At 36.6% G+C, this 24,180-nt stretch carries 17 protein-coding genes; 7 read left to right on the forward strand and 10 right to left on the reverse strand.

Features of this window, described 5'->3' with window-relative positions:
• The first annotated feature begins 34 nt into the window (after positions 1–34).
• Entirely contained in the window at positions 35–2,068 is a 2,034-nt protein-coding gene (locus ACUTSE_RS01970) for a dipeptidyl-peptidase 3 family protein (protein ID WP_445639022.1), read from the forward strand.
• 48 nt (positions 2,069–2,116) lie between these two features.
• On the opposite strand, the gene ACUTSE_RS01975 is transcribed toward ACUTSE_RS01970, so the two are convergent.
• Complete coding sequence (locus ACUTSE_RS01975) at positions 2,117–2,896, reverse strand: AraC family transcriptional regulator (protein WP_445639023.1); 780 nt, start codon at positions 2,894–2,896, stop codon at positions 2,117–2,119.
• An 88-nt stretch (positions 2,897–2,984) separates the two neighbouring features.
• Between ACUTSE_RS01975 and ACUTSE_RS01980 the strand changes: the two genes are divergently transcribed.
• Positions 2,985–4,193, forward strand: a complete 1,209-nt coding sequence (locus ACUTSE_RS01980; protein ID WP_002990339.1) for a CynX/NimT family MFS transporter — start codon at positions 2,985–2,987, stop codon at positions 4,191–4,193.
• A gap of 185 nt (positions 4,194–4,378) precedes the next feature.
• Here ACUTSE_RS01980 and ACUTSE_RS01985 read toward each other — a convergent pair whose 3' ends face one another.
• Positions 4,379–5,623 carry a T9SS type A sorting domain-containing protein gene (locus ACUTSE_RS01985; protein ID WP_445639024.1) on the reverse strand — a complete coding sequence of 415 codons (1,245 nt, stop codon included), beginning with the start codon at positions 5,621–5,623 and terminating at the stop codon, positions 4,379–4,381.
• A gap of 231 nt (positions 5,624–5,854) precedes the next feature.
• On the opposite strand from ACUTSE_RS01985, the gene ACUTSE_RS01990 reads away from it, so the two are divergent.
• On the forward strand, positions 5,855–6,559 hold the full coding sequence (locus ACUTSE_RS01990) for a DsbA family oxidoreductase (RefSeq protein WP_445639025.1): 705 nt from the start codon (positions 5,855–5,857) through the stop codon (positions 6,557–6,559).
• A gap of 113 nt (positions 6,560–6,672) precedes the next feature.
• Positions 6,673–7,410, forward strand: coding sequence for a toxin-antitoxin system YwqK family antitoxin (locus tag ACUTSE_RS01995; RefSeq protein WP_445639026.1), 738 nt, complete (start codon positions 6,673–6,675; stop codon positions 7,408–7,410).
• Between the two features lie 123 nt (positions 7,411–7,533).
• Here ACUTSE_RS01995 and ACUTSE_RS02000 read toward each other — a convergent pair whose 3' ends face one another.
• Positions 7,534–8,217 carry a hypothetical protein gene (locus ACUTSE_RS02000; protein ID WP_445639027.1) on the reverse strand — a complete coding sequence of 228 codons (684 nt, stop codon included), beginning with the start codon at positions 8,215–8,217 and terminating at the stop codon, positions 7,534–7,536.
• 168 nt (positions 8,218–8,385) lie between these two features.
• Here ACUTSE_RS02000 and ACUTSE_RS02005 point away from each other — a divergent pair, with 168 nt between their 5' ends.
• The 3 genes from ACUTSE_RS02005 (at position 8,386) to ACUTSE_RS02015 (ending at position 13,690) form a co-directional block, all read left to right on the forward strand.
• Positions 8,386–9,603: a metallophosphoesterase family protein gene (locus ACUTSE_RS02005; RefSeq protein ID WP_445639028.1), complete on the forward strand. Its 1,218-nt coding sequence runs from the start codon at positions 8,386–8,388 to the stop codon at positions 9,601–9,603.
• Between the two features lie 8 nt (positions 9,604–9,611).
• Positions 9,612–12,653, forward strand: coding sequence for an AAA family ATPase (locus tag ACUTSE_RS02010; RefSeq protein ID WP_445639029.1), 3,042 nt, complete (start codon positions 9,612–9,614; stop codon positions 12,651–12,653).
• 182 nt (positions 12,654–12,835) lie between these two features.
• On the forward strand, positions 12,836–13,690 hold the full coding sequence (locus tag ACUTSE_RS02015) for an energy transducer TonB (protein ID WP_236594061.1): 855 nt from the start codon (positions 12,836–12,838) through the stop codon (positions 13,688–13,690).
• A 33-nt stretch (positions 13,691–13,723) separates the two neighbouring features.
• Here the strand turns inward: ACUTSE_RS02015 and ACUTSE_RS02020 are convergent, their stop codons facing one another.
• The 7 genes from ACUTSE_RS02020 to ACUTSE_RS02050 all read right to left on the reverse strand — a co-directional run bounded on the left by ACUTSE_RS02020 (position 13,724) and on the right by ACUTSE_RS02050 (position 24,143).
• Positions 13,724–14,119 carry an ExbD/TolR family protein gene (locus tag ACUTSE_RS02020; protein WP_036462946.1) on the reverse strand — a complete coding sequence of 132 codons (396 nt, stop codon included), beginning with the start codon at positions 14,117–14,119 and terminating at the stop codon, positions 13,724–13,726.
• Entirely contained in the window at positions 14,100–14,810 is a 711-nt protein-coding gene (locus tag ACUTSE_RS02025; protein ID WP_002990356.1) for a MotA/TolQ/ExbB proton channel family protein, read from the reverse strand. Before ACUTSE_RS02025 ends, ACUTSE_RS02020 begins: the two co-directional genes overlap by 20 nt.
• Before the next feature lie 90 nt (positions 14,811–14,900).
• Positions 14,901–16,052, reverse strand: a complete 1,152-nt coding sequence (locus ACUTSE_RS02030) for an MFS transporter (RefSeq protein ID WP_445639030.1) — start codon at positions 16,050–16,052, stop codon at positions 14,901–14,903.
• Positions 16,053–16,174: 122 nt separating this feature from the next.
• Positions 16,175–17,152, reverse strand: a complete 978-nt coding sequence (locus ACUTSE_RS02035; protein ID WP_445639031.1) for an ankyrin repeat domain-containing protein — start codon at positions 17,150–17,152, stop codon at positions 16,175–16,177.
• Between the two features lie 21 nt (positions 17,153–17,173).
• Complete coding sequence (locus ACUTSE_RS02040) at positions 17,174–18,625, reverse strand: ankyrin repeat domain-containing protein (protein WP_445639032.1); 1,452 nt, start codon at positions 18,623–18,625, stop codon at positions 17,174–17,176.
• Positions 18,622–19,137 carry a hypothetical protein gene (locus tag ACUTSE_RS02045; protein WP_445639033.1) on the reverse strand — a complete coding sequence of 172 codons (516 nt, stop codon included), beginning with the start codon at positions 19,135–19,137 and terminating at the stop codon, positions 18,622–18,624. Before ACUTSE_RS02045 ends, ACUTSE_RS02040 begins: the two co-directional genes overlap by 4 nt.
• A gap of 161 nt (positions 19,138–19,298) precedes the next feature.
• Positions 19,299–24,143: a DNA repair ATPase gene (locus ACUTSE_RS02050; protein ID WP_445639034.1), complete on the reverse strand. Its 4,845-nt coding sequence runs from the start codon at positions 24,141–24,143 to the stop codon at positions 19,299–19,301.
• Positions 24,144–24,180: the final 37 nt, after the last annotated feature.

Below are 24,180 nucleotides of genomic sequence, written 5' to 3' on the forward strand. Positions count from 1 at the left end.
ATATATTTGTTGAAAGACGATTAAAGCATTAATTATGAAATTAAACACAATGGCATGTATTGTATTGGCTTCGGCAATGGCATTATCATGTGGAAAAAACAAAGAGAAAGAAGGAGAACAAACGGTGGGAGCAGTTGAAAATTTTGAATATAGTGTAGATCAATTTGCTGATATTGAAGTATTGAGATATCAAATTCCTGGTTGGGAAGATTTGACATTAAAAGAAAAAGAATTGGTGTACTATTTGAGTCAAGCAGGATATGCTGGACGCGATATTATTTGGGACCAAAACTACAAACACAACTTAGCAATCCGTCAAGCACTAGAAAGCATTTATGTAAACTATGCGGGGGATAAAGAAACAGAAGACTGGAAAAACTTTGTAGTCTATGTAAAAAGAGTGTGGTTCTCTAACGGTATTCACCACCATTATTCTAATGATAAAATCAAACCAGCTTTTACAGAAGCGTATTTCAATACATTGTTAGAAGCAACTAAAACAAACTTAGATGCTGGTATTGTGGCTATTTTATTCAATGATGTTGACAATAAAAAAGTAAACTTAGACTTAGCTAAAGGCTTAGTAGAAGGATCAGCTGTTAACTTCTATGGAGACGGAATTACAGAAGCAGAAGTAGAAGCTTTTTACAATGCAATGAAAAGCCCAGATCCTTTACGTCCACTTTCAACAGGATTAAACTCGAAAGTTGTAAAAGAAAACGGAAAACTAGTTGAAAAAGTTTGGAAAAGCGGTGGAATGTACGGTCAAGCGATTGACAAAATCATTTACTGGTTAGAAAAAGCAGTAACGGTTGCTGAAAACCAAAAACAAGCAGATGCATTAAAATTATTAATCAAATACTACCAAACAGGTGACTTAAAAACATGGGACGATTACAACGTTGCATGGGTTGGAGCAACAGATGGAAATATTGATTATAACAATGGATTTATTGAAGTATACAACGATCCATTAGGACACAAAGCTTCGTATGAAAGTGTAGTGCAAATCAAAGACTTCGATATGTCTAAGAAAATGGAAGTTTTATCTAAAGAAGCACAATGGTTTGAGGATAATTCTCCATTAATGCCAGAACACAAAAAGAAAAATGTGACTGGAGTGACGTATAAAACGGTTATCGTAGCTTCAGAATCTGGAGATTCATCACCTTCTACGCCAATTGGAGTGAACTTGCCAAACGCAGATTGGATTAGAGCAGAACATGGTTCTAAATCAATCTCTTTAGGAAATATCATCGACTCATATAACCACGCAGGTGGATCAGGTAAACTAAAAGAGTTTGCACATGATGAGGAAGAAGTAAAATTAGAAGAACAATACGGTGAGTTAGCTGATAAATTACATACGGCTTTACACGAAGTAATCGGACATGCTTCAGGGCAAATTAACCCAGGTATTGGTCAACCAAAAGAAACACTAAAAAGTTATGCTTCTACTTTAGAAGAAGGACGTGCTGACTTAGTAGGGTTATTCTATTTATACAACCCTAAATTACAAGAAATAGGATTAGTAGACGATTGGAAAGCTGTGGGAATGGCTGCTTATGATGGGTATATCCGCAATGGATTAATGACGCAATTAGTGCGTTTAGAGCCAGGAGCTGATATCGAAGAAGCACACATGAGAAACCGCCAATGGGTGAGTGCATGGGTTTTCGAAAAAGGAAAGAAAGACAATGTAATTGAAAAAGTGGTGCGCGACGGAAAAACGTATTTCAATATTACGGATTATGAAAAACTACACGCTTTATTCGGTGAATTACTAAAAGAAACGCAACGCATTAAATCTGAAGGAGATTACAATGCTGCGAAACAATTAGTAGAAAACTATGGAGTGAAAGTGGATCAAGCGATTCATAAAGAAGTATTAGAGCGCAATGCAAAATATAATTCAGCTCCATATAGAGGATTTGTAAATCCTTATATTGTGCCTGTTACAAATGATAAAGGTGAAGTTACAGATTACGTAATTAAACAACCTAAAACGTTTGAAGAGCAAATGTTATACTACGCAAAAGAATACAATTTCTTGCCTGCAGTAAACTAAAACATACGCAAAAAGCCAACTCCACGGAGTTGGCTTTTTTTATGTGCTTTATTTCAGTCCTGATTCAAAATATTCACTCGGGCGTTTACCTAATAATTTGGTAAAAACATTGCTATAGGATTGGGCACTACTATACCCAACGCGAAAGGCAATCTCACCAATGTTGAGGTTTCCCTCACTCAGGAGTTCTAGTGATTTAATCATGCGAACCATTTGAATGTATTTCGCTAAACTAATACCAGTTTCTTTTTTAAATTGACGTTCTAAGGTACGGATGCTCACAAAACCTTTGGCCGCTAAATCTTCAATAGCAATTGGCTTGCCGTAGGCTTGATGGATATAAGCCGTTACGGCGAGTAAATTAGTCGATTTAGGTACTGGTGTAATCAAAGGGATAGATTCTTGTATAAAAGAAGGAAGTTCTTCTAAAATAGCCAGTAAAAACGTTTGCTCACTTTGACGGTATTCCATATTCAACGACCATTTCTCGGTATACATAATCATCTCGCGCAATACAGCAGGAACAGAAAATAAATACAGATCATCGTAAAAAGGAGGCATTCCATCGGTATTAAAATAGAGCGTTCGCAACGAAACAGACTCCGAAGCGGACGTGGTTTTATGGGGTAGATCTGAAGGAATCCAAGCAGCGTGATTTTGGGGTAACAAGAATTGATTGTTTGTGGTATGCAAGTATTGATAACCCGACTCAACAAAAACAAGCTGTGCTTTGTGATGCTGATGAAATTCATTGTTGTGTTTCCAGTTTTCTGCATGCCAAACAAATCCGTTTTTTTTGATTTGATCGACTAATTCAGGTCCATACATGCTTGTCGTTTTAGTTATGATATATGGCGAATATAATCATTTAATTCCGTTTAATTTTGCTCTTGTAAAACAAACGCACAAAATTAATATGAGTAATTCAATTGATAAAGAGATCGAGAAAGTTTCAAAAACGAAAGAAATCTTGATGCTGCTAGGGGTTATATTTATTGCGTCTAATCTTCGTGCTCCGCTAACTTCTGTAGGGCCTGTTATTGGTGAAATAAGTAAATCCCTAGCTTTGTCTAATACCACAGCTGGTTTAGTAACTACTATTCCCTTGATGGCTTTTGCTTTTTTATCGGGTATTGTTCCTAAGTTTTCTCGAAAATACGGAATGGAATTGGTTCTGCTAATTTCTTTAGTGTTGTTGAGCATTGGTTTGTTTATCCGCCCGTTGGGAAATATTGTTTCTCTTTTTTTAGGTGCTGCTTTAGTTGGAACTGCTATTACAGTAGGAAATGTGCTAATGCCAGCCTTTATTAAAAATAATTTTCCTCATAAAGTAGGAAGTATGATGGGAATTTATTCCGTTGCCATGAATCTAACAGCAGCTTTAGCCGCTGGATTTAGTATCAGTTTAGGATCGTATACCACAATGGGATGGAAAGGATCTATCGGTATTTGGTTGGTTCTTTCTTTGGTGACGATTTTTGTATGGATTCCACAAGTCAAGAAAAAGAAAGTAGATCCAATCAAAGGAAATTTTGCAGTTGAAGAGCAAACAGTGAATCTCTATAAATCAGGATTAGCTTGGGCGGTTACGGTGTTTATGGGAGTACAATCACTCTTGTTTTACTGTTTAGCTGCCTGGTTACCGAAAGTAATGCAAACTTGGGGGATGTCGGTTGAGGATTCAGGATGGATTTTATCTTATGTACAATTTGCACAATTACCCATGACGTTTATTGGAGCGATTATCGCAAGTAAAATGAACAATCAAAAACTGTTAGCACTTGTCGTTGGAGTGTTGTTTATGGTGGGAATTAGCGGAATTTTAATCTTCCGTACAGAATATATCATCTTGTGGTGTGTCCTGATAGGATTAGCGAGTGGTTTAGCCTTTAGCTTGTCGATGTTGCTCTTTGTCTTACGCACTAGAAGTACAGTACAATCGGCAGAATTATCGGGAATGGCACAATCTTTCGGTTATCTAATTGCTGCTTGTGGACCTCCTATTTTTGGCGCATTATTTGACTTATCCAAAGACTGGATGTATTCGCTGCTATTTTTATTAATCATGTCAGCTACACTTCTAATTTCTGGTATTATTGCCGGAAGAGATACCTGGGTGAAATAAAGAAAAAAATAGATATAAAAAGGAAGCTGATACGCTTCCTTTTTTTAATCTATAAAGTTGATGGGTTGGTAATACATAGATGTTGTATAAAAAATGTATAAGGTGAATTAATAATTAATTTATACACAGGGGTAAATCTAGACAAAATAATTGAAAGATTTATTTTTTCACCTTAAATAACTTGATTATTTTCTTATAAATTTAAATTGTTCTTGCGTTTTCGAGGTTTTGATATACAGCAAATAAGTCCCTTTTGGCAAATGATGCACATCAATTTGATATAATCCATTCTGTTGGGTTACGGGACTCGTTTGTTTTTTTCCTGCTAGATCAAAAACAGTAAAAGAGGCTTCAGATTCCAGTTGAACAAAGAGATAATCGCTAGTTGGATTGGGGTAAACAGCAAAATTTCGCTCTTCAAAAGAAGTGGTACTTAACGTTTCAATATTTACCTTGTCTTTTACCGTATAGGTTTCTTTACAGCTGGTTACTGTTAAGGTTACAGTGAATTCACCTAATTGTTGGTAGCGGTGTAACGGATTGAGTTCTGTTGAAGTAGTATCATCTCCAAAGTCCCAGCTAATTTGTTGTACATTGGGTGTCGTATTGGTGAACTGCACACTTGGAGCATCTACGATTTCATAGGTAAACCCTGATTTGTTGTAGTGTACACCAATATACCATTTTTCAAAATCATCATAGACAACCTCTTTTACAATGCGTTTGATATTACGGGCTTGTTCTGCAGTTATTCCAGTATTGTAGGTAAGTAGTGTCGGATCTTTTTTAAAGAGTACTGTGTAAAAGGTATAAGCAGCAACCATAGAACCTAGTAAAGACGGATGTGATTCATCTCTGCTGTACAGTTTGTACGTTGGATATTGTTCACGTACTTTTCGCCATACTCGTCCTACTGGAGAAACTTCTGCTTTATTTTCCAAGGCCATAGCCATATAAGTTTCATAGATTTTATCATCCATGATTTCATAGGTACACATCTGGGCCATCCCTTGGTTGCACAAGTTTTCTTCTCCATTCTCGCGCCCCCAAGTCATGTAAAACAAAGTTTTCGCACAAGGAGAGGAGTTTTTAATGCGGTCATTTAGTATAAGTGCATAAGGTGCACTGTAGTTACTTCCCAGAGCAGGGCGTAAACTCTGTTCTTGTAAAACTACATGGTCCCAAGCTTTACTGTTGATTTTGGCTGTTACAGCTTCATTGTACATGTGATCTTGAAAAGTAGAACCGCCAGGAGTGTGTTCTTGATAGTCCAAAATATCTCCTGTAGATTCAGCCATGTCTTTAATTAATTTGGGGATATCTCCTGTATACGTATAGCTATTCCCAATAAAAAGAACTTGTTTTCTTATTTGTGCATGGGATAAAATAGCGGTTAGAATAAACAGAAGAAATAGGTACAGGTGTTTCATAATTTGCAGTTATTTTTGGTTGGATAAAATTATTAAAAAAATGTTAACAACAATTGACTGTGTTAAATTAAATGAGGGCAATTTGTAAGGTAATTCTTTTATTATAGGAGAATTGATTGCAAGAACCCTTTAGTATCTGTTAAATGTGTAGGGGTAAGTCCTACTTAAATCGTATCTTTGAAGAATAGGGCGCTTCAAAATTCCCTTGTATTAATTTAAAAAAGTATAGAGATGAAAGTAGAAATATGGTCAGATGTGATGTGTCCTTTTTGTTATGTAGGAAAGAAACATTTTGAAAATGCCTTAGCACAATTGCCTTTTAAAGATAAAATAGAAGTAGAGTGGAAGAGTTTTCAATTGGATCCTACGTTACCTGTAGAAGGGGCTTCAGAATCAACCCTTGATTATTTAGTGAAGAGAAAAGGAATGCCGAAAGAGCAAATCGAAGGGATGATGCATCATTTAGATCAATCGGGGGCTGCAGTAGGAATTGAGTTCAGACAAGATATTGCTATTCCAGTAAACACGTTTAGAGCACATCGCTTGATTCACTTGGCACAAAGTCACGGGAAAGGAAATGAAATGGAAGAAGCGTTGTTTTTCGCCCATTTTACAGCAGGTAAAAATGTAGGGGACCTTGAAGTATTGACAGATTTAGCAACGAGTATTGGTTTAAATAAAGAAGAAGTAGTTGCTTTATTGCAAAGTGACGAGCAAACGCAAGAAGTGAAAAACGATATTGAAGAAGCACAAGCGTTGGGAATTTCAGGAGTGCCATTCTTCGTTGTAGATCGCAAATACGGTATTTCAGGTGCACAACCTATTGATACGTTTGCAGAAGCATTAACACAAGCTTACGAAGAAAGCCAACCTAAATTCGAAATGAAAGGGGATCAAGATGCGAAGGCTTGTGGTCCTGATGGATGTGAAATTTAATGTGAATGAATTCTTTTTGCATAAAAAATAGAAGGCTGATGATTCATCAGCCTATTTTTTTAGATACAAATCCAATGAAATCAACTCTAAAATGCCAACTGACCTAAACAAGTATGAAAAGAATTTTAGTTATTGTAGCAGTCGTATTTTTCTTACTTAGCTGTAAAGAAAGAGAAATTAATTTCAATCAACTCGAGTCTAGAGCTGGAGTGTATTTCGAACTGAATCAACAAACTCCTTATACGGGGATTGTCAAACGATATGATGAAAACGGCCTTTTAAAAGAAGAAGCCTATTTGCAAGAAGGAAAACTCGATCGTTTTTTTATCTCCTATCATGAAAATGGACAAATAGAGGAAGAAGTGAAATTTAACGACGGAAAGAAAGAGGGGGAAGCTTTTGTTTATTATGAAGATGGGCAAGTGAGAAAACAATCCCATTGGAGTGAGGGATTGCAAATTGGCGTTTTTAGAGAATATCACCCAAATGGAGATTTAGCTGTTGAAACCCCATTTAAAGAAGGAAAGGAAGATGGATGGCACCAAGTATTTTTTGAAAATGGACAACTTTATGAGGAAGGCCTTTTTATAAAGGGAAAGAAACAAGTTTTTTTTATTGGGTATTTTGACAATGGAAAAATACGAAAAGAAGTCAACTGGGAAGAGGGGGTAAAAGAAGGTTTGTATAAAGACTACTATAATAATGGCAATTTAAGTACTGAAGCTAATTTTATTAAGGGAAAAAAAGAGGGTATTGTCAAAGAGTATCATGCAACCGGAACCTTGATGATTGAATCCCTATGGGAGAATGGAGAGCAAGTAGAAATTATAAAAATATACGAAGACGACTAGTCAAACTCAACGTACTATAGCATAAGTTTGATGAGTCAAACAAAAGTAAAAAAACCGTTGTCTTACAATATGAATTTGTTTAAGACAACGGTTTTTGTTTTGACAGGAGTCGGTATGTTTTAGTTAGGCTTTATCTCCAAGTATTTGTCTTTCTTCCTGTATCAGGTTAAAAACCTCTGTAAAATCGCGTTTGATGTTGGGATTTTGCGTAAATTCACTTGTTGATAACAGCATAATCAAAAATTCTTTATTTGTCATGTTGTTGGCTTCTTGTGCCTCTCTTAGTACCGTTTCTGATAATATTCTTGAGTCAAGCAAACTGTATTTCCACTGCCCTTTTTCTTTAAAAAAATGAGCGGGTTGTAAACCAAAAATAGTTCCTGTAGCTGTGTTTTCTTCAATTTCTAAATTAGAAAGTACAGCACTAGAAAGTACCTCTATCTTTTTATCATCCACTGCTGAGTTTAAAAATAAGATTTCAACAAACTTTTTCGTATCCATAGTCAGTAAATCCTCATCACTTAGCAATAACAAACCATTGGCGATATTCATTTGATCGACTAAAGTTCCTTCTATGTTTTTTGTTTTAACAGCAGTTAATATTCCTTCATAATATTCAATAGACTCTTGATCTAAATTGTCGTATAAAGAGGTTCCGTCTTTATTCATGAAAGCACTGTTTATCTTGTCATAAACAATATTAATCTCATCATAGGCAACTGCAAGAGCTACGGGGTCTAGGGCGTTTTTATTTTTACAAGACACAACTAGTATCAAGGCAAGTAGGAAAGGTGCAATCTTTTTCATCGTTTTAATTTTTGCACGAAATTAGCTATTTAACATTAAGAAAGCGTTATTTATCCGTTTTATTGTATGTTTTGTCTCAACCAAATTTTCCCTTCAGAACTGATAACTAAAAACACTAGCGATTCCCCGATATAACTTTTATCTTTGAGAAGTAAACAAAAGGGAAGCATGAAAGTTAAGCTATTACATACGGCAGATTGGCATTTAGGCAAACGGTTGGATAATTTCTCAAGAATCGAAGAACAAAAAGAAGTATTGGATGAAATCTGTCAAGTAGCAGATGAACAAGAAGCAGATATTATCTTGATTGCAGGTGATTTATTTGATACGTTTAACCCACCTATCGAAGCAGAAGATTTATTTTATAAAACCCTTCGCCGTTTAACGCGTAATGGGCAGCGTCCTGTTTTGGCTATTGCCGGAAATCACGATAGCCCCGAGCGAATCGATGCACCAGATCCTTTAGCACGTGCTTGTGGAATTCTTTTGGTTGGATTGCCCAATACCGTTGTTCAACCCGTAGAAGAAAATGATGCTTTTACATTAACACAGTCCGTAGAAGGTTTTGTGGAGCTTAAGTTAGCACATCTCCCTTTTCCGATTCGCATCATACACACACCTTATGCCAATGAGGTGCGATTGAAAAAAGCGTTGAATGTAGCAGATAAGACAACGGCTCTAAATGAAGTGTTGGGGAGTAATTGGCAAACCTTAGCTTCGGAGTACTGTGATACAGCAGGTGTTAACCTCTTAATTTCTCATTTGTACATGATGAAAAAAGGAGGAGAAGAACTGGAGGAACCTGATGGAGAAAAACCATTAAAAATTGGAAATGCAGATCTGATTTATAGCGATAGTATTCCAACGCAGATTCAATATACCGCTTTGGGACATTTGCATCGAGCCCATCAAATAGGTGAAGCTGATCGCCCAGTTGTCTATGCTGGAAGTCCGTTGTGCTATAGTTTTAGCGAAGCAGGACAAGAAAAATACACTATGCTAGTTGAGGTAGAACCTAATCAACCGGCAACTTATAAGAAAATTCCTCTTGTCAAAGGACGTCCATTGACGAGAAAAAAATGTTATGCTGTAGATGAAGCAGTCGAATGGTTGCAACAAAATCCAACACATTTGGTCGAGCTAACCTTAGTGAGCGATACCTTCTTACAAGCAGATGATATCAAGCGAATTCACCAAGCACACGATGGAATTATTACCATTATTCCTGTTGTGAATTTAGCCAATCAATCTGAGGAGAATAAAAGAAAGCAAGTCAACCTAGAGCAAGATATTCAAGGACTTTTTGCCGATTATTTTAAACAAAAAAACAATGGACAAGAACCCAATGATGAAATCATGGATTTGTTCAATGAAATTATAAATTAAGAAGAACCATGATACCCATTAAATTAACGCTAGAAGGTTTTTATTCCTATCAAGAAAAACAAGTCATTGATTTTACGCAGTTAATTCAAGCTGGTTTATTCGGGATATTTGGAAAAGTAGGATCAGGTAAATCTTCTATTTTAGAAGCCATATCATTTGGATTATATGGTGAAAGTGAACGATTAAATGCTCGTGATAATCGAGCTTATAATATGATGAACTTAAAATCAGACCGCATGAGTATTGATTTTGAGTTTCTGAATTTTAAAGAAGAAAAATACCGTATATACAGAGAGTTCAGACGTAATTCTAAGCGTTTTGATGATGTAAAACGAGGAGATGCAGTCTTGTATCAGTGGAAAGAAGAGCAGTGGATTCCGCTACCCGATTTAAATATGGAAGGGGTAATTGGATTGAGTTATGAAAACTTCAAACGCACCATCATTATTCCGCAAGGAAAATTCAAAGAGTTTATTGAATTAGGAGGAAAAGATAGAACCAAGATGATGCAAGAAATCTTTGGTTTGGATCGTTTTGATTTAACGGGAAAGACCAAAGCTTTATATAGTACAACTCGTCAGCGCTATGACCATTTACAAGGTCAGCTGCAGCGTTTTGCTTTGCTTACAGTAGAACAGATTGAAGAGAAAAAAACGCAACATAAAGCGGAAGAAGTACAATTAACAGAGCTAACGGCAACGTTTAAAAAAGAACAAGAGCTCTTTCAGCAATTGAAAGCAGTGAAAAGTGATTTCGAAACGTTCGAAATCAGTAAAAAAGAATTAGAAACATTAGAAGCGCAAGAAGTTCAAATTCAGGCACAACAAAAGGAATTAGAACAATATGAACAAGTAGATAAGGCCTTTCGCTCCGTATTAAAAGAACAACAACAAAACAAAGCGAAGTTAGTTGAGAAACAAGCTGTTTTAGTAGAGCAAATCAAGGTTTTTCAAGAAAAGAAAACACAGCACACACAAATCGCTGGAGCATTGGTAGCTGTTGAAAAACAATATGCAACGATTGAGCAAGAAAAGGCAAGACTCCGAGAATTGCAATTAATTCAAAGTATTAAACTAACGGAAGAATCTCAAAAAGCCTTAGGTGAGCGCTTGAAAAAGGGTAATGAAGTTGTGGTGCAAACCAAAAAAGAACTACAAGATATTCAACAGGCGATTGTAGGAATTGAGCAACAAATACAACGTTTAAAAGCCAATCGAATGGATGCCATGCGTTTGATGGCTTTGGATAAATGGTTTACGGATTGGGCGTATGTACAGCAAAATAACAAAGAACTACAAACCAAAAAGACACAAGTACTAGGAGAAATTCAACAGCTGAGTAGTGCCTTGGAAAAGCTGGATTTCACCACGGAAGAAGAATGGCATATAAACTTGGCTAAACAAAGAGAGCTCAGTCAAGGAATTCAAATGCTGCTTACTCAAGAATTGGATCAATTGCGTGTGTCTCAACAGTTGGCGCATTATGCAACTGCTTTAAAAGAAGGAGAAGCCTGTCCTTTATGTGGAGCTTTGGAACATCCTACAATTTTAACGAGCGAAGATGTATCGAGTTTAATTGCCGAATTAGAACGTAAACAAGAGAAACTTCGACAAGAAGCGCTGGAGCTAAACCAAAGAGAAAGAGAAGTACAAGCCTTGGTGGATAAACGACATCTTTTGATGGTTCAAGAACAAGAAGTCAACCAACAAATAGGAGAAAAACAGAGCCAATTACAGCAATTGGAAATGACTTTTGTTTGGACTGAAATTGAAAAAGGCAATAAAGCTCAATTAGAGCAAGTCAAACAAGAAGCAATTCGAGTGAACGGAATACTTGAACAGTTGGAAAATCAACAACAACAAGGAATAAAAAAGGCAGAAAGTACTCGAGCGAATGTAGATTTATATACGGCGAAATTAGCTGCGATCGAATTAGATCAGGCGAGAATGGAAGCAGAGATTGAAGCCAAAGCGAAGCAAATTCAATTGTTGAACCTCAACGAAATACTAGCACAAGAGAAAGAAAAGATTGCCCAAGAGATTCAAAGTAAAGAAGAAGAGATTGCAAGCGTAGAAACAAGTTATCGCTCATTGACACAACAACTACAACATGTAACACCTGTTTTAGCTTCTTTGGAAACGGAACAGAAGAACAGTCAACAGGCAATAGAAGAGTTGACCAAAACAGTAGAAGGGATAGAAAGGCAAATCCATCAATTACTTCAAGCGTTTCATTTAGAAGAGGTGGCAGCAGTAGAACAAATTCTCGCTAAAAATATAGACATACAGGCAAGAAGAACCATGATTCAAGCGTTTATATTAAAGTTAGAAGTATTGCGCAACCAAGTGAAGCAATTAGCAGCTAAATTAGAATCGCTTGCTTTTGACCCTGTGCGTTTTCAAAATCAAACCACAGTTGTAGCGACCTTAGAACAACAAGTGAAAGAGCATACAACGTTGGTGGCAAAACTAGCGGGAGAGATTGAACGATTGGAACAAGAGTACAAAGAGAAAGGGGCACTATTACAAGAGTTTGATCAAGTGGAAAAGCGATTGAAAAATATCAATCTATTGGATAATATGTTTAAAGGCGCGGGATTTGTCAACTATGTATCGAGTATTTACCTGAGTAACCTTTGTGATATAGCGAACCAACGTTTTCATCGTTTAACAAATAATCAGTTGAGTTTGCAATTGAATGAAAATAACGATTTTGAAATTATTGATTATTTAAATAACGGAAAGGCACGTAGTGTGAAGACCTTATCGGGGGGACAAAGTTTTCAAGTATCCCTATCTTTGGCTTTAGCATTAGCCGAAAGTGTACAGAGTTTATCTAAATCCAATAAGAACTTTTTCTTTATTGATGAAGGTTTTGGAACACAAGATACAGAATCGGTTAATATTGTTTTTGAAACGTTGAGCAGCCTGCATAAAGAGAATCGCATCGTTGGAATCATTTCCCATGTGGATGAATTACAAGAGCGAATTCCGTTGTCTTTGTCCATTGTGAAAGACGAAGAAAAAGGAAGTAGAGTGGTAACTTCTTAAAAAGAAGTGAAGAAAAAGAGTAGAATCAAAAAAATAAGTACATTTGTTAGAACAAATGAATGAATTAATAGCATCGAGTAACTGATATGAATGTAAAATATACAAAAGAGGAAAAAACGTCAATCGTTATAACCTTGGGAATTACCCTATTGTTTTTCCTTCTTTTATTTTTTATCAAATTTATGGATAGTCACACGTCGTATACCAGTTTTGGTGGAGGCGGAGGTGGTGGAGATGGTGTTGCTATCTCGCTAGAGGGAACGCCTGGAGATCATTTGACAACTTCATCTAAACCTGTTGAGGTTGTACAGGAAGAACAACAAATTGCAAAAGCAGAACCGGTAGAAGAAAATAAGGTGTTGGCGTATGAAAAAGGAGAGGAAACTACGGTTGTTGTAAATAAAAAGGACGAAACGAAAAAGGCGAAACCCGTTGTTGAAAAACCATTGGAGAATGTAGCTAAAAAAACGACCGAAAAGAAAACAGAAGCAACAGAGAAAAAAGCGGCTACACCAGCTAAACCAGATGTTTCTAACACAACAAAAGATGCAATTAGTAGCTTTATGAATGGTGGAAGCGGTTCTGGAGGTGGTGGAACGACAGGTTCTGGAAAAGGAGGCTTATCGACTAATGGTGGATATTATGGTACAGGGACTGGAAATGGTACAGGAAGCGGAAGCGGTGTAGGAAGTGGAACAGGATCCGGTATCGGAAGTGGATCTGGCGGTGGAGTAGGAAATGGCCATGGAGATGGTAGAGGTGACGGAGTCAATTATTCTCTTGATGGACGAAGCGCAACAGTCAAAGCGATTCCTAAATACACATGTAACGAAATAGGAACAGTAGTTGTTGAAGTTTGGGTGGATCAAGCAGGAAATACAGTAGAAGCTAGAGCTGGTGTAAAAGGAACAACTAATACCGCTAGCTGTTTACTAGAGCAAGCAAAGATTGCTGCTTTACAAACCAAATGGCAAGCCAATGATAAGGCTCCTGCAAAACAAGTAGGAAAAATAGTATATCAGTTTAAACTAACATAAAAAAAAAGGAACGATGAAAATCGCTCCTTTTTTTTATTGCTTTTGTGTAGCTATTACAAACTTAATGTTGTTTTTTACACCAATCTGTAAAACGTCTACAAGTTCTTGAATTTGCGAATTAAATGGGATTCGAATAACAACCGATTGATCGGTATTTCCTCCTAATTCTGCTAATAAAGTCTGTTCTAATGCCTCGTATGGGACTTCAGTCTTATTAATGAAAAAACGTTTATCTTCTGTAACCGATATGGTCAAGTGCTGTTTATTCGTCTTTTCATTTGATGCTGCTTTTGGAAGCATCATTTTTATCACATTGGGATTTGCTAATGTTGATAAAATAAGAAAGAATAAAAGCAAGAAGAACATAATGTCACTTAAAGAGGAAGTCGCAATTTCCGCTTTAAAGCGTTTATTTCTTTTGATTGCCATTTGGTCTTTGTATTGCATTAATAAAATCTAAAATCGTTTGTTGTGTATTCAACAAATAAGTATCAATAGACGAATTCAGCAAGTGATACGCTGCATACGCTATAATACCAACAACTAAACCAGAACCACTACTAATCATTTTCTCATATAGTCCTCCTGAAATATTAGCAATACTAATATCCTCTGAAATACTAATGTTGTAGAAAATACGGATAACCCCTAAAATTGTTCCAACGAAACCTAAAGTAGGAGCAATACCGGCAATTAATCCCAGGTGGCCCATCTTCTTTTCCATTTTTCCAATTTCAATAGTCGCTAAGCGCTCCATATTGGCTTCGATTTCAGTAATCGGTCTTCCAATTGAATGTGTACCTTCTAGAATAACTTTCGTATACGAATTATTGTCTCTTGACAAGGTTAAATCAACAGAATCCATTTGACCTTTCTCCAATAGGTTGAGTGTATTGGGAAGTACAGTTGCATCGTATTTCGTTTGTTTTCTGATATACAAATACCTCTCGATGGAAAGATATATCGTATAGATAAACAAAAGGATAATCGGAATCATAAAGATTCCTCCTTTAAGAACAAAATCTAACGCAGAAATTTGACTTTCTTGAGTTACTACTTCGTTTAAATCAGTTACGGCAGTAGTAATTGCATCTGGTGAAGCTTGCAAAAATGTAAACATTAATGATAGTTTAAAATATGATCAAATATAAAAATAAAAATGAACAATCGTATGGGGTTTAGCGATTCAATTGTTACAGAATTTATAAATTTAGTTCGAAGTATCTAGCTTGATAAATCGATTTAAAAGCGTAATGGACAAACCGAAAAGGGCAATAATAGCAAAAGCAGTCTGTAAAGAAGAGTGCTGTGCGATAAAACCAATCACGGGTGGTCCTAAAAAGAATCCAATAAAACCAATGCTCGTTACTAATGTTAACGCTTGTTGTGGGGGCATTATTGTACTATTTCCTGCTAAATGATAAACCATAGGAACAACTGCCGAAACACCAAATCCAACAATCATAAACGATAAAATGGTTGTATACACATGGGGAAATAAAACCGCAGCACCTAAACCAATAAAAATAAGTAAACCACAAACGGATAAAGTTTTGCGCTCTCCATATTTTCGTACGGTATAATCCGAGATAAAACGACCACTAGCCATGGTAAACATATAAGCCGTTAAGCCATATCCTACTAATTCAATAGGAGCTAAGGCGATGTGTTTCATGTATTCACTAGACCAATCGGTCATAGTTCCCTCTGTCACCATCGAAAAGAAGGCGAGTAAGCCTAGAACGGTTAAATTCTTATCGGGCCAATTCCATTTTTTTTGTGTTGTAGCTTGTTCTTTTTCTAGCGGAGCCGCATCGGGTGTTAAAAATTTAAACAAGAATAGTGAGGCTACAATACCTACCGAGGAAAAGTAAATGAAATGATCGAAAGGCGGAACGTAACTGCTGATCATTTCGGCACCTAACCAAGAAGCTGCAAAACCTCCAATGCTCCAAGTACCATGGAGAGATCCGATAATTTGTCCTTTGTATTGTTTGGATACATTAATCGCTTGGGTATTGATGGAAATATTGGTGAGGTTACTAAAAACACCAAATAGAACCAAGTTTATTTTCAATTGCCAAAGGATGTCCCAATAGCCAATACCGACCAGTAAGACAAAATAAGAAAGTAAGAAATACAAGGTAGAACGTTTACTTCCCAATTTAGCAATAATAGAACCTGCAAAGGGCAAGGAAATTAAAGTCCCAATTGAAATGTACAACAGGACAAAGCCCCAAGCCGAATCATTTACTTCAAAATATTCTTTGATGGTAGGAATTCGCGAAGCCCATGAGGCAGAGACTCCACCAAAAAAGAAGAATAAAACCGTAACAGCTATTCGAGCCAAATGTTTGGACATAAAGTTGAATTAGAGGATTGTAAATGCGTTTGTTTTAGGAGACAAAGGTATAAAAAAGAAGAACGACCTGTTGCTCAGATCGTTCTTGATTTTTATGTACTCTTTATTTTTTTCTACTGCATTTAATTGGTTGCCCCAGCCATTAACAGTTGTTCAACAATTTCAGTAAAGCCTTTTTCGCTGGCATAAGCCATTGCACTTTTGCTGCTATCATCTACTTGGTTGAGGTTTGCACCCGCATCAATCAATAAAGCCGTGAAGTCATTATGGCCTTGATAAGCAGCTACAATCAAGGGTGATTCACTATAGGCATTTAAGGCATTGATAGCCGCTCCTTGGTCCACTAATAGTTTAGCGATAAATCGATTGCCAATTGCTGCGGCATAATGTAAAGGTGAATTTCCATTCAGTAGGCTACTATTAATATCAGCTCCAGCTTGGATCAATTGCTCCACCACACCAATATTGGAGTTTTGAACGGCTAATACGAGAGGAGTTTGCCCCTCATTGTTCACTTCATTAATTGTTGAGGTATCTTGTTTGAGCAAGGCTTTTACCGTTTCACTTTGTCCATTGTAGACCGCTTGATGTAAAGGAGTATTGCCGTTATCATCTTTTTGACTAACACCTGCTGTTCTAGATAAAGCAACAACTAAATCTCGTAATCCCGCCGCCGTTGCATAATCCAAAGCATTAAAACCTTCGTTGTCTTTGATGGTTTGATCCGCCCCTTGACTAAGGAAGAAAAGTGCAGTTTCTGTTTTTCCTGCTTTAATAGCATAAAGCAAAGGTGTTTTTCCTTCTTTATCCGTAGCATTGATATCCGCTCCGCCTTCTATTAATAAGGTGATGATTTCTTTATTGCCATTTTCAGCAATGCGGTGAATGGGGGCCTGACTATTGTTGTTTGCTTGGGAAACATCAGCTCCTGCTTGAATAAGCAATTGAACCAAATCCCTCGCCCCCTTGATACAGACATAATATAGCGGGGTATTCCCCAATGCATCTCGTTTATTAATATTGATACCGCCCTTTTTCAAAAACGCTTCAATAACTCCTTTTTGTCCTGCTTTACAGGCATTTAAAAACATAGTATCCATAGCAATTGTATTCCGTTTGTATTACATCTTGTTGAGGATCACCTTAACAAGGGCTTCATTATTTTGTTCCACAGCTAAATCTAATGCTGTTTTTCCTTGATTATTCACTTGATTGATTATCGACGCATTCGCATCCAATAGCAAAGTTCCAATTTTTTTCGCAGACATCGCATTGTGATTTAGTGCTGCGTACATCAGAGCCGTATTACTTTCTTTATCGAGTAAGCTAATATCCGCATCGTTATCTAATAATAGTTCGATAATATTATCTCGATCTTCATTGCCTGCAAAGGCAAACAACATTAAGGCTGTTTGTCCGCTGTTATTGGTTTGATTGAGATTACAATCTGCATCAATCAAATCTTCCACCATGGAATTCATTAACCCAGAAAGTTGTTGGTTGCGAACTAAGTGCATCAACGCAGTTGTTCCATCGTGCTGGTGAATCGTATCATTGACTTGTAAATCACTGTCTAACAACAATTGAAAAATCTGACGAATCACACGATCGGTTTGCCCCCCTTGTACACCACGATCTAAATTGTAGATTGCTTTTTCTAAAAGATAGTAAACGGCTGTCGTCCCATTGGCTCCTGATTTTAGGTTAACATCTACCTGATGTTTCAACAAGAGTTCAACCATTTCTGGATTAGGGTATTCACAAGCTAGCATTAGCGCCGATCTTCCATTCGCATCAAAGAGTTGATTGATATCCTCTCCGTTATTCAACAGTGCTTGTACGGCTTGTAAATCGCGATTAAGTACAGCTTGATTTAAGTCCATGCCTCCCGTGACTAAAGCTAAGGCATCTCCACTGAGAATGGCAGCAATTTCTTTGACATCTGCACTTTGTGCATAGTAAATCGGTGTGCGATCAAAGATATCTTTGTCTTCTGGATCAAGAAGTTGATGCGCTAGAATCACTTGAATGGTTTTTCCCGTTGCTTCAACTACGCCTTCAATATTTTTGCGATGAACCAAGCGATAGCACAAGACATGAAGCAAGTTTTTCCCTTCTTCTCCAACCTGATCTACTTTGATGTCAGTATCTGCCATGGCTTGAATGAAAGGATAACAAGCCGCTTCTCCTGCTTTCCAATAGGCAGGAATCCCTTCTTGATTTTTCTTTTTGGGATTAACTCCTGCTTTGATCAAAGCCATCGTACAATTGTAAATCGCTTCAGCCAAAGCTGCATAATCTTTTTCATTGGTATGAGCTTGTACCAAATAGTGTAAAGGCGTTTGATCTCTATCGTTTGTTCGGGGTTTTATTCCTTCTTGATGTAAGTAGTTAATCGTATCTAAATCGAGATAACGCGCAGCCAAATGGTAAAGTGTATCTCCTGTTGTTGTACTTATTTTTTTGTCTTCTAGTAACTGAATTTGTTCCAATACATTCACTTTTTCTCCTCCTCGAGAGAACTTATTGCGCACATAGCAATCTTCAATTCCTTTAAATATCGTTTCATTCATTCGCTTTCCTTTTTATTTTGTTGGGCTAATGCTATCGCCTGATTTATATTTTGATAATGGTGTTTTTCGATTAGTTTAGGCACATGAAGGAGAATTTCATCCCATTGTTCCAGTTGAACTAAACAGTCAATTTTGATACGCCATAAGTTATCCCATACTTGTAGAGGAAAATGATCTGTATAAAATTGATTAATTGGCTGTAAGTAATCCTTGTTTTTACCTTGCCTTGCTTTAATTTTAGCTAGGATGGCAGAATCAGCAGAAGGAATCTCTTTCAGTTGATTAGAGGTTAATGCAAATGCTTGATCCAATAGGAGTAGAGCCGTATCAGGCAATTCAGCAAAATAAAGACACAACGCTTTGTTGTATAAGTTGGCGAGATTTTCAGGTTGTTGACTGACTAGTTGATAGGCTTCCAAATACCGTCCTTGTATCAGTAGGAGCACAAGGGAAGCATCGTCGTTGTTTTCTATCAGCGATGCATTTGGACGCTGAGATTTTCCTAAGAGCATAAATTTTTTTATTTGAATAAGTTTGTTTACTAGTAAATATACCATTTTAAAAAAAGCCACACAATTACACCCTGCGTTTTTGTTAGCAGATTTAGCACTAAACAGAAGAGAAGTAAAGCAAATAAAAAAAGCGATTTGTAACTATACAAACCGCTTTCGAATTATTTTATTTTGATTGCCTGGGCAATGCTTGCTAAATTTTGGTTGAAATCCATCAGCTGATTAACGACTTGAGCTGCTTGATTATCTTGACCAGCAAAACTCAATTTGTTCTGCTTGACAAATATGGTTTTGATGTTCTCCCAACGTTCACGCTCCGTTGGGGAAAGTTGATTGGCCAATTCTTTTAATTTTAATAGATTCGCTTCTGTATCGGAAGTTAAGGTTTGCGATTCATTTTCATAATGCGTCAACATCAACTCCTCAATTTCTTTCTCATTCATTAAAGGAACAATTTTGCTAATCATCTTGTTCATATCGCGATAAGAACCTTGTAATTTAAATGCAGGTTCTGTGCGATAGGCATTATCCATACTTGCACTGATAATGTATTGTTGGTTCACCTGAATGACCAAATCGCGAATAATGATCGATTTTTTCAATACGGCAGTAAATGTTTCAATTTCTTGCGCACTAAAATTACCTTCTAAGGAAAGCGTTTCTTCCGATTGAGTTTCGATATGGGCAATTAGGCGATAGAAATCATCCAAGCTCGTACTGCTCAATTGTTGTAAATACGGATTTTCCGCAATTGCATTTTCCAACAAACTCAGTTTGAACAGATGTTCTGTACTGCCAATTACATCTCCTAAATTATACGTATCTGCTCGGTTGGCTAACATATCGGGAATTTGAAATTTCTCTCCTGATTCTGTATAAGGGTTTCCCGCCATGATAATACAGAAGCGCTTGCCTCTCAAATCATACGTTTTACTTTCTCCTTCAAAAATTCCATCCATTTTACGTTGACCATCCGCCAATGAAATGAATTTCTGTAAAAATTCAGGACTACAATGCTGGATGTCATCTAGATACAACATCACATTATCTGCCATTTCAAAAGATAAATTTATTTTCTTTAATTCCTCTCGAGCACCTGACGTTTTTGCTTCATCTGGATCAATAGACGTAATGGAATGACCAATCGTTGGTCCATTAATTTTGACAAAATGCAAACCTAGCGTATTCGCTAAATATTCCATTAAGGTTGTTTTTCCATATCCTGGAGGAGAAACCAAAAGCAACATCCCCATACGAGCTGTGCGTTTATTTTCTCCGTGAACGCCAATTTGCTTGGCTAAATTGTTTCCAATTAAAGGGAAATAAACCTCATTAATCAATTTGTTTCGCACAAAAGACGTCAAGACGCGGGGTTGTAGCTCATTGATTTTTAAACTTCGTTTGTATTCGCTGAGTAACTGTTCTTTTGTTGCTATAAAGGCGCGGAATAAAGGCACAGTTGTCGCTTCAAAAGATACCAGCTTATCCATGAAGAGATGATAATCCAAGGTATAAGTATCTTGAACAATAAGAGGGTGATTGCCTTTTAATGTTTTTAATACGATGCGATCCTGACTCTCTTTGATGGTATAATTATACTGTTTTTCAAAAAGAAGTAAATTACAGGCTTCATCCATGTATTTGCTTAAAACAGCTGATTCAGGATGATGCCCTAAATAGGAGTACAGCCAATTTTGAATCAAATAGAAACGATCTAAAGGAGATAAAAACTCCTCCTGAATATCATTTTCAAAAGTAACGAGTGCATTCTTTTGCTGTAAAAAAGCAATAAACTCTTTTTTGAGTTGATGCGCTTGTTGAGATTTAGTAAAATAAGTTCCATCAGTAAACTCCTCAAATAAATATTGCGTAACTGCTTGCTTTGATTCTACTAATTGCAAAGGAGATTTCCATTGCAGATATAAATCATCCAACTGCTGTAAAATATACTGATAGTTTGCACTAGCAGGGAAAACCTTTTGTACCGCAGTGGCACTGTTGATTTGTTTAATGAGTGTTTCTTTTAAAGAAGCCTCTAACTGATGCCAAAAGAACTGAGCAGATACCCGAATAGCAGGAGCATAGGTAAGAATACCTAGGTCTTTTTTTAGTTGTAAAAGGGCTTGTGTAATCTCCAAGGCATCAAAATCATGCACTCCTTTCAGGTAGCCTTCGCCATAATTTTGTTCTGCTCTCAGCTTAATCGCTTCTTGTAATTCTTCAATCCCTGAATTTGCAAGAGACTGCATCACTTGATACGCTAAATACTCCGCTCTGTAAACTTGATTGTTTTCAGAAACAAGATCCTGATTCCAAATCTCTTTATAGGAATAAATGCGATCCTCTTTGATCAGAGAAGTGAAGCTAGTACCCGTTAGGTGATAATACAACAAATCATTTTTTCGAATGATGGTTAAATCTAACGGTTGCTTGTTCACAGCGAATTTATGTGAACCTAAACTGATGATATTTTCACCATCAACAAATAAATCCTGCTTATCTCGTAAAGTTCGAAGAGCATCTTCCTGACTTGTTTTTACGCTGTTTTCTAGATTTTCTGCTTTTGAAACATCGCCTAATTCGCGTAGTTCAATAATCAGTTGACGTACTTTATCTACCATCAAATCGGAAGAAAAGAAAGCCAAGATGTCTTCTTTTGATTTAAAAGAAGCTGATTTATTTTCAATGTTTTTTAAGATGCGAATACCAATCTGCTCTAAAGCTTGGGTGCGTCTATTGATTTGTTCAACTAATTGCGTTTTTCTCGTGTCAAAAGCTTTGGACACTTCTTCGCGTTTGTCTGCAATTTTTAAGATGAATTCGTCAAAATCTGCAAATTTACTCTCGAGTTCTTCTACCTGAACGCTGACTTTGGAATGGTACTCATCGCATTTTTCAGGAGAATTGGAAAGCTCTAAAAAATTGATGATACTTTGATCTAGTAAAGTCAATTGAGCGTGAAATTCTGCAATAGATTCATTGGTTCGCAATGCATCGATTTTGCGTTTTAATTGCGCACGTACCTCATTCAACGAGGCAAAAATAACCGAGATTTTAGCTATTATCTTGGTCGCTTCCGTGGTATCTTCAATTTTTAAACTGTTGAGAATATCAATGAGTAATTCCAGTTCTGCAGAGATGGATTTACAACTTTCATCAATCGCATGTGCATCGATTACTTTCGTTACTCCATTGACTTTTTCTTTTTGTTGAAGTACTTTTTGTTCATACGGAACTAACGCCTTTTCCTCTAAGAGGAATGCAATCGTTTTATCAGAAAGGGTTTCATTTGTTTGTCCTAATTTTTCTTGATACCCTTCTAAAACAGTAACATCAATGTATTTGATTTGACGGGAACTAATGATAGCTCCAAGGAGTTTTCGATTCTCAGCGAGTAAATGAACCAAGCTTTCTAGGGTATCGCCTTTAGCATTAGTTACATTGAATAGTTGTTTGTCAACAACAGTCTTCAATTCCACTAAACGAGCAGCAGCCTTTTTGCGTTGTTCTTGAACTTTTTCAAATTCGTCAATTGCGGTATTGGCAATTCCTTTGATTTGTTCTAAAGGTTCATTTAAATGCTTCGTCTCTGAGGTATTAATCCAAAAATAAGCATCAATAACATCATTCGCCTTTTTGGCAATGTCGCCATATAGGCCTTCATAGGAATCTTCTTTGTCGATGAGGTGAATAATCTCTTGACATTCAGCCATCGCTTTTACCAGATCCTTATTGCCTATTTTGTAGAGTTGATTTTCTTTTTGCTCCTTGTTTTCAATTAAAGTCGCCGTATAAGGTGTTTGCCAGATTTGAACAACATGGTGTTTTACCGCATCATTTTCAGAGCGAAAATAGATGAGTTTACCATCGTTAAACAACGTAAATCCACTACAAACAATAGGGGTTTCGATTTGTTGTTTAATAATGTTATACGACATCAGTGTATAAATGTGCTGTTCGGCCTGGTAAAAAATATACAAGAAATCCTCTCCATTATGAGAAGGAATCTGTTTGATAAATTCAAGATCTTTGATGTTGTTGTCAAAAATTTTGTACTCACCACTTTGTAAATAATAACCATTGGAAAAAATAATTCCTTGACTATCTGGAAGTAATATACCCGTGTGATTCAACGCGGATACATTGATTACTTGTTTGGTTTTGGTATTAAAGATAAAGGCACGAAACTCTTCTTGATACGGCTTGATGCGAATAGCAATAAAGTTTCCTAAATCCGCATAGTAGTAGTCCGCATCATCCAGCTGTTGATCAATATTCTTTACTGGTTCAGCGTAAATTCCCTGACCATTACTCGTATTGTCTTCAATCTTAAAGGTAATATCCCCACCAACGGCTTCTATAAAGACTTTATCTTGAATGGAAACATGGGGATGAACGCCTAAGCGTCTGTTTTCAAGCGTTGTTTTGTTCCATGTAAACTCAAACTGTGGACTTTTAACTACTTCGTGAATGCTGCGATCATCTTGATAAATCAGTTGATCATCTTTAATCAACCATTTAAAAGCCTTTAAGCTATCTACATTTTTGCTGGTTTGGAAAACCATATAGAGGTAATTCTCTGTTTTCTTAAATCGGCTAAAAATAGAGTCTCTATAGTATTTATATAAATTTTGGTAATCGTTGATAAAGTTTGCATCGCTAATAAAATCCAACGGTTGAGGTACAAACTGATTGTTTTCAAAGCGATAGATGCTAAATACATCACTGAGTTCAATAGTTGTTTTTAATCCAAAGTGAACATTATACCCAAAAATACAGATGTTGTCAAAGGCAATAATACCTCTGGCAGTACAATTGTTTGCTGTGGTAATGCGTTGGTTGGCGATAAGCTTAAGATCTACAGCTGTGAAAACTTCTTTTCGGTCATCATTAAGTGCTTGTAATCGTTGAATTAAATCACTTTTCTGCTGTTGAAGTCTGCGCTGTATAATCTCATACGTATTTGAATCCAAAGATTCTATAGGTTGTTTTTCTAATTCAGCCATATATAAAGGATACTTTGTATTAACCTAGTCTAGCTAA

It is taken from the genome of Myroides sp. TSA_177.3 (assembly GCF_052691955.1).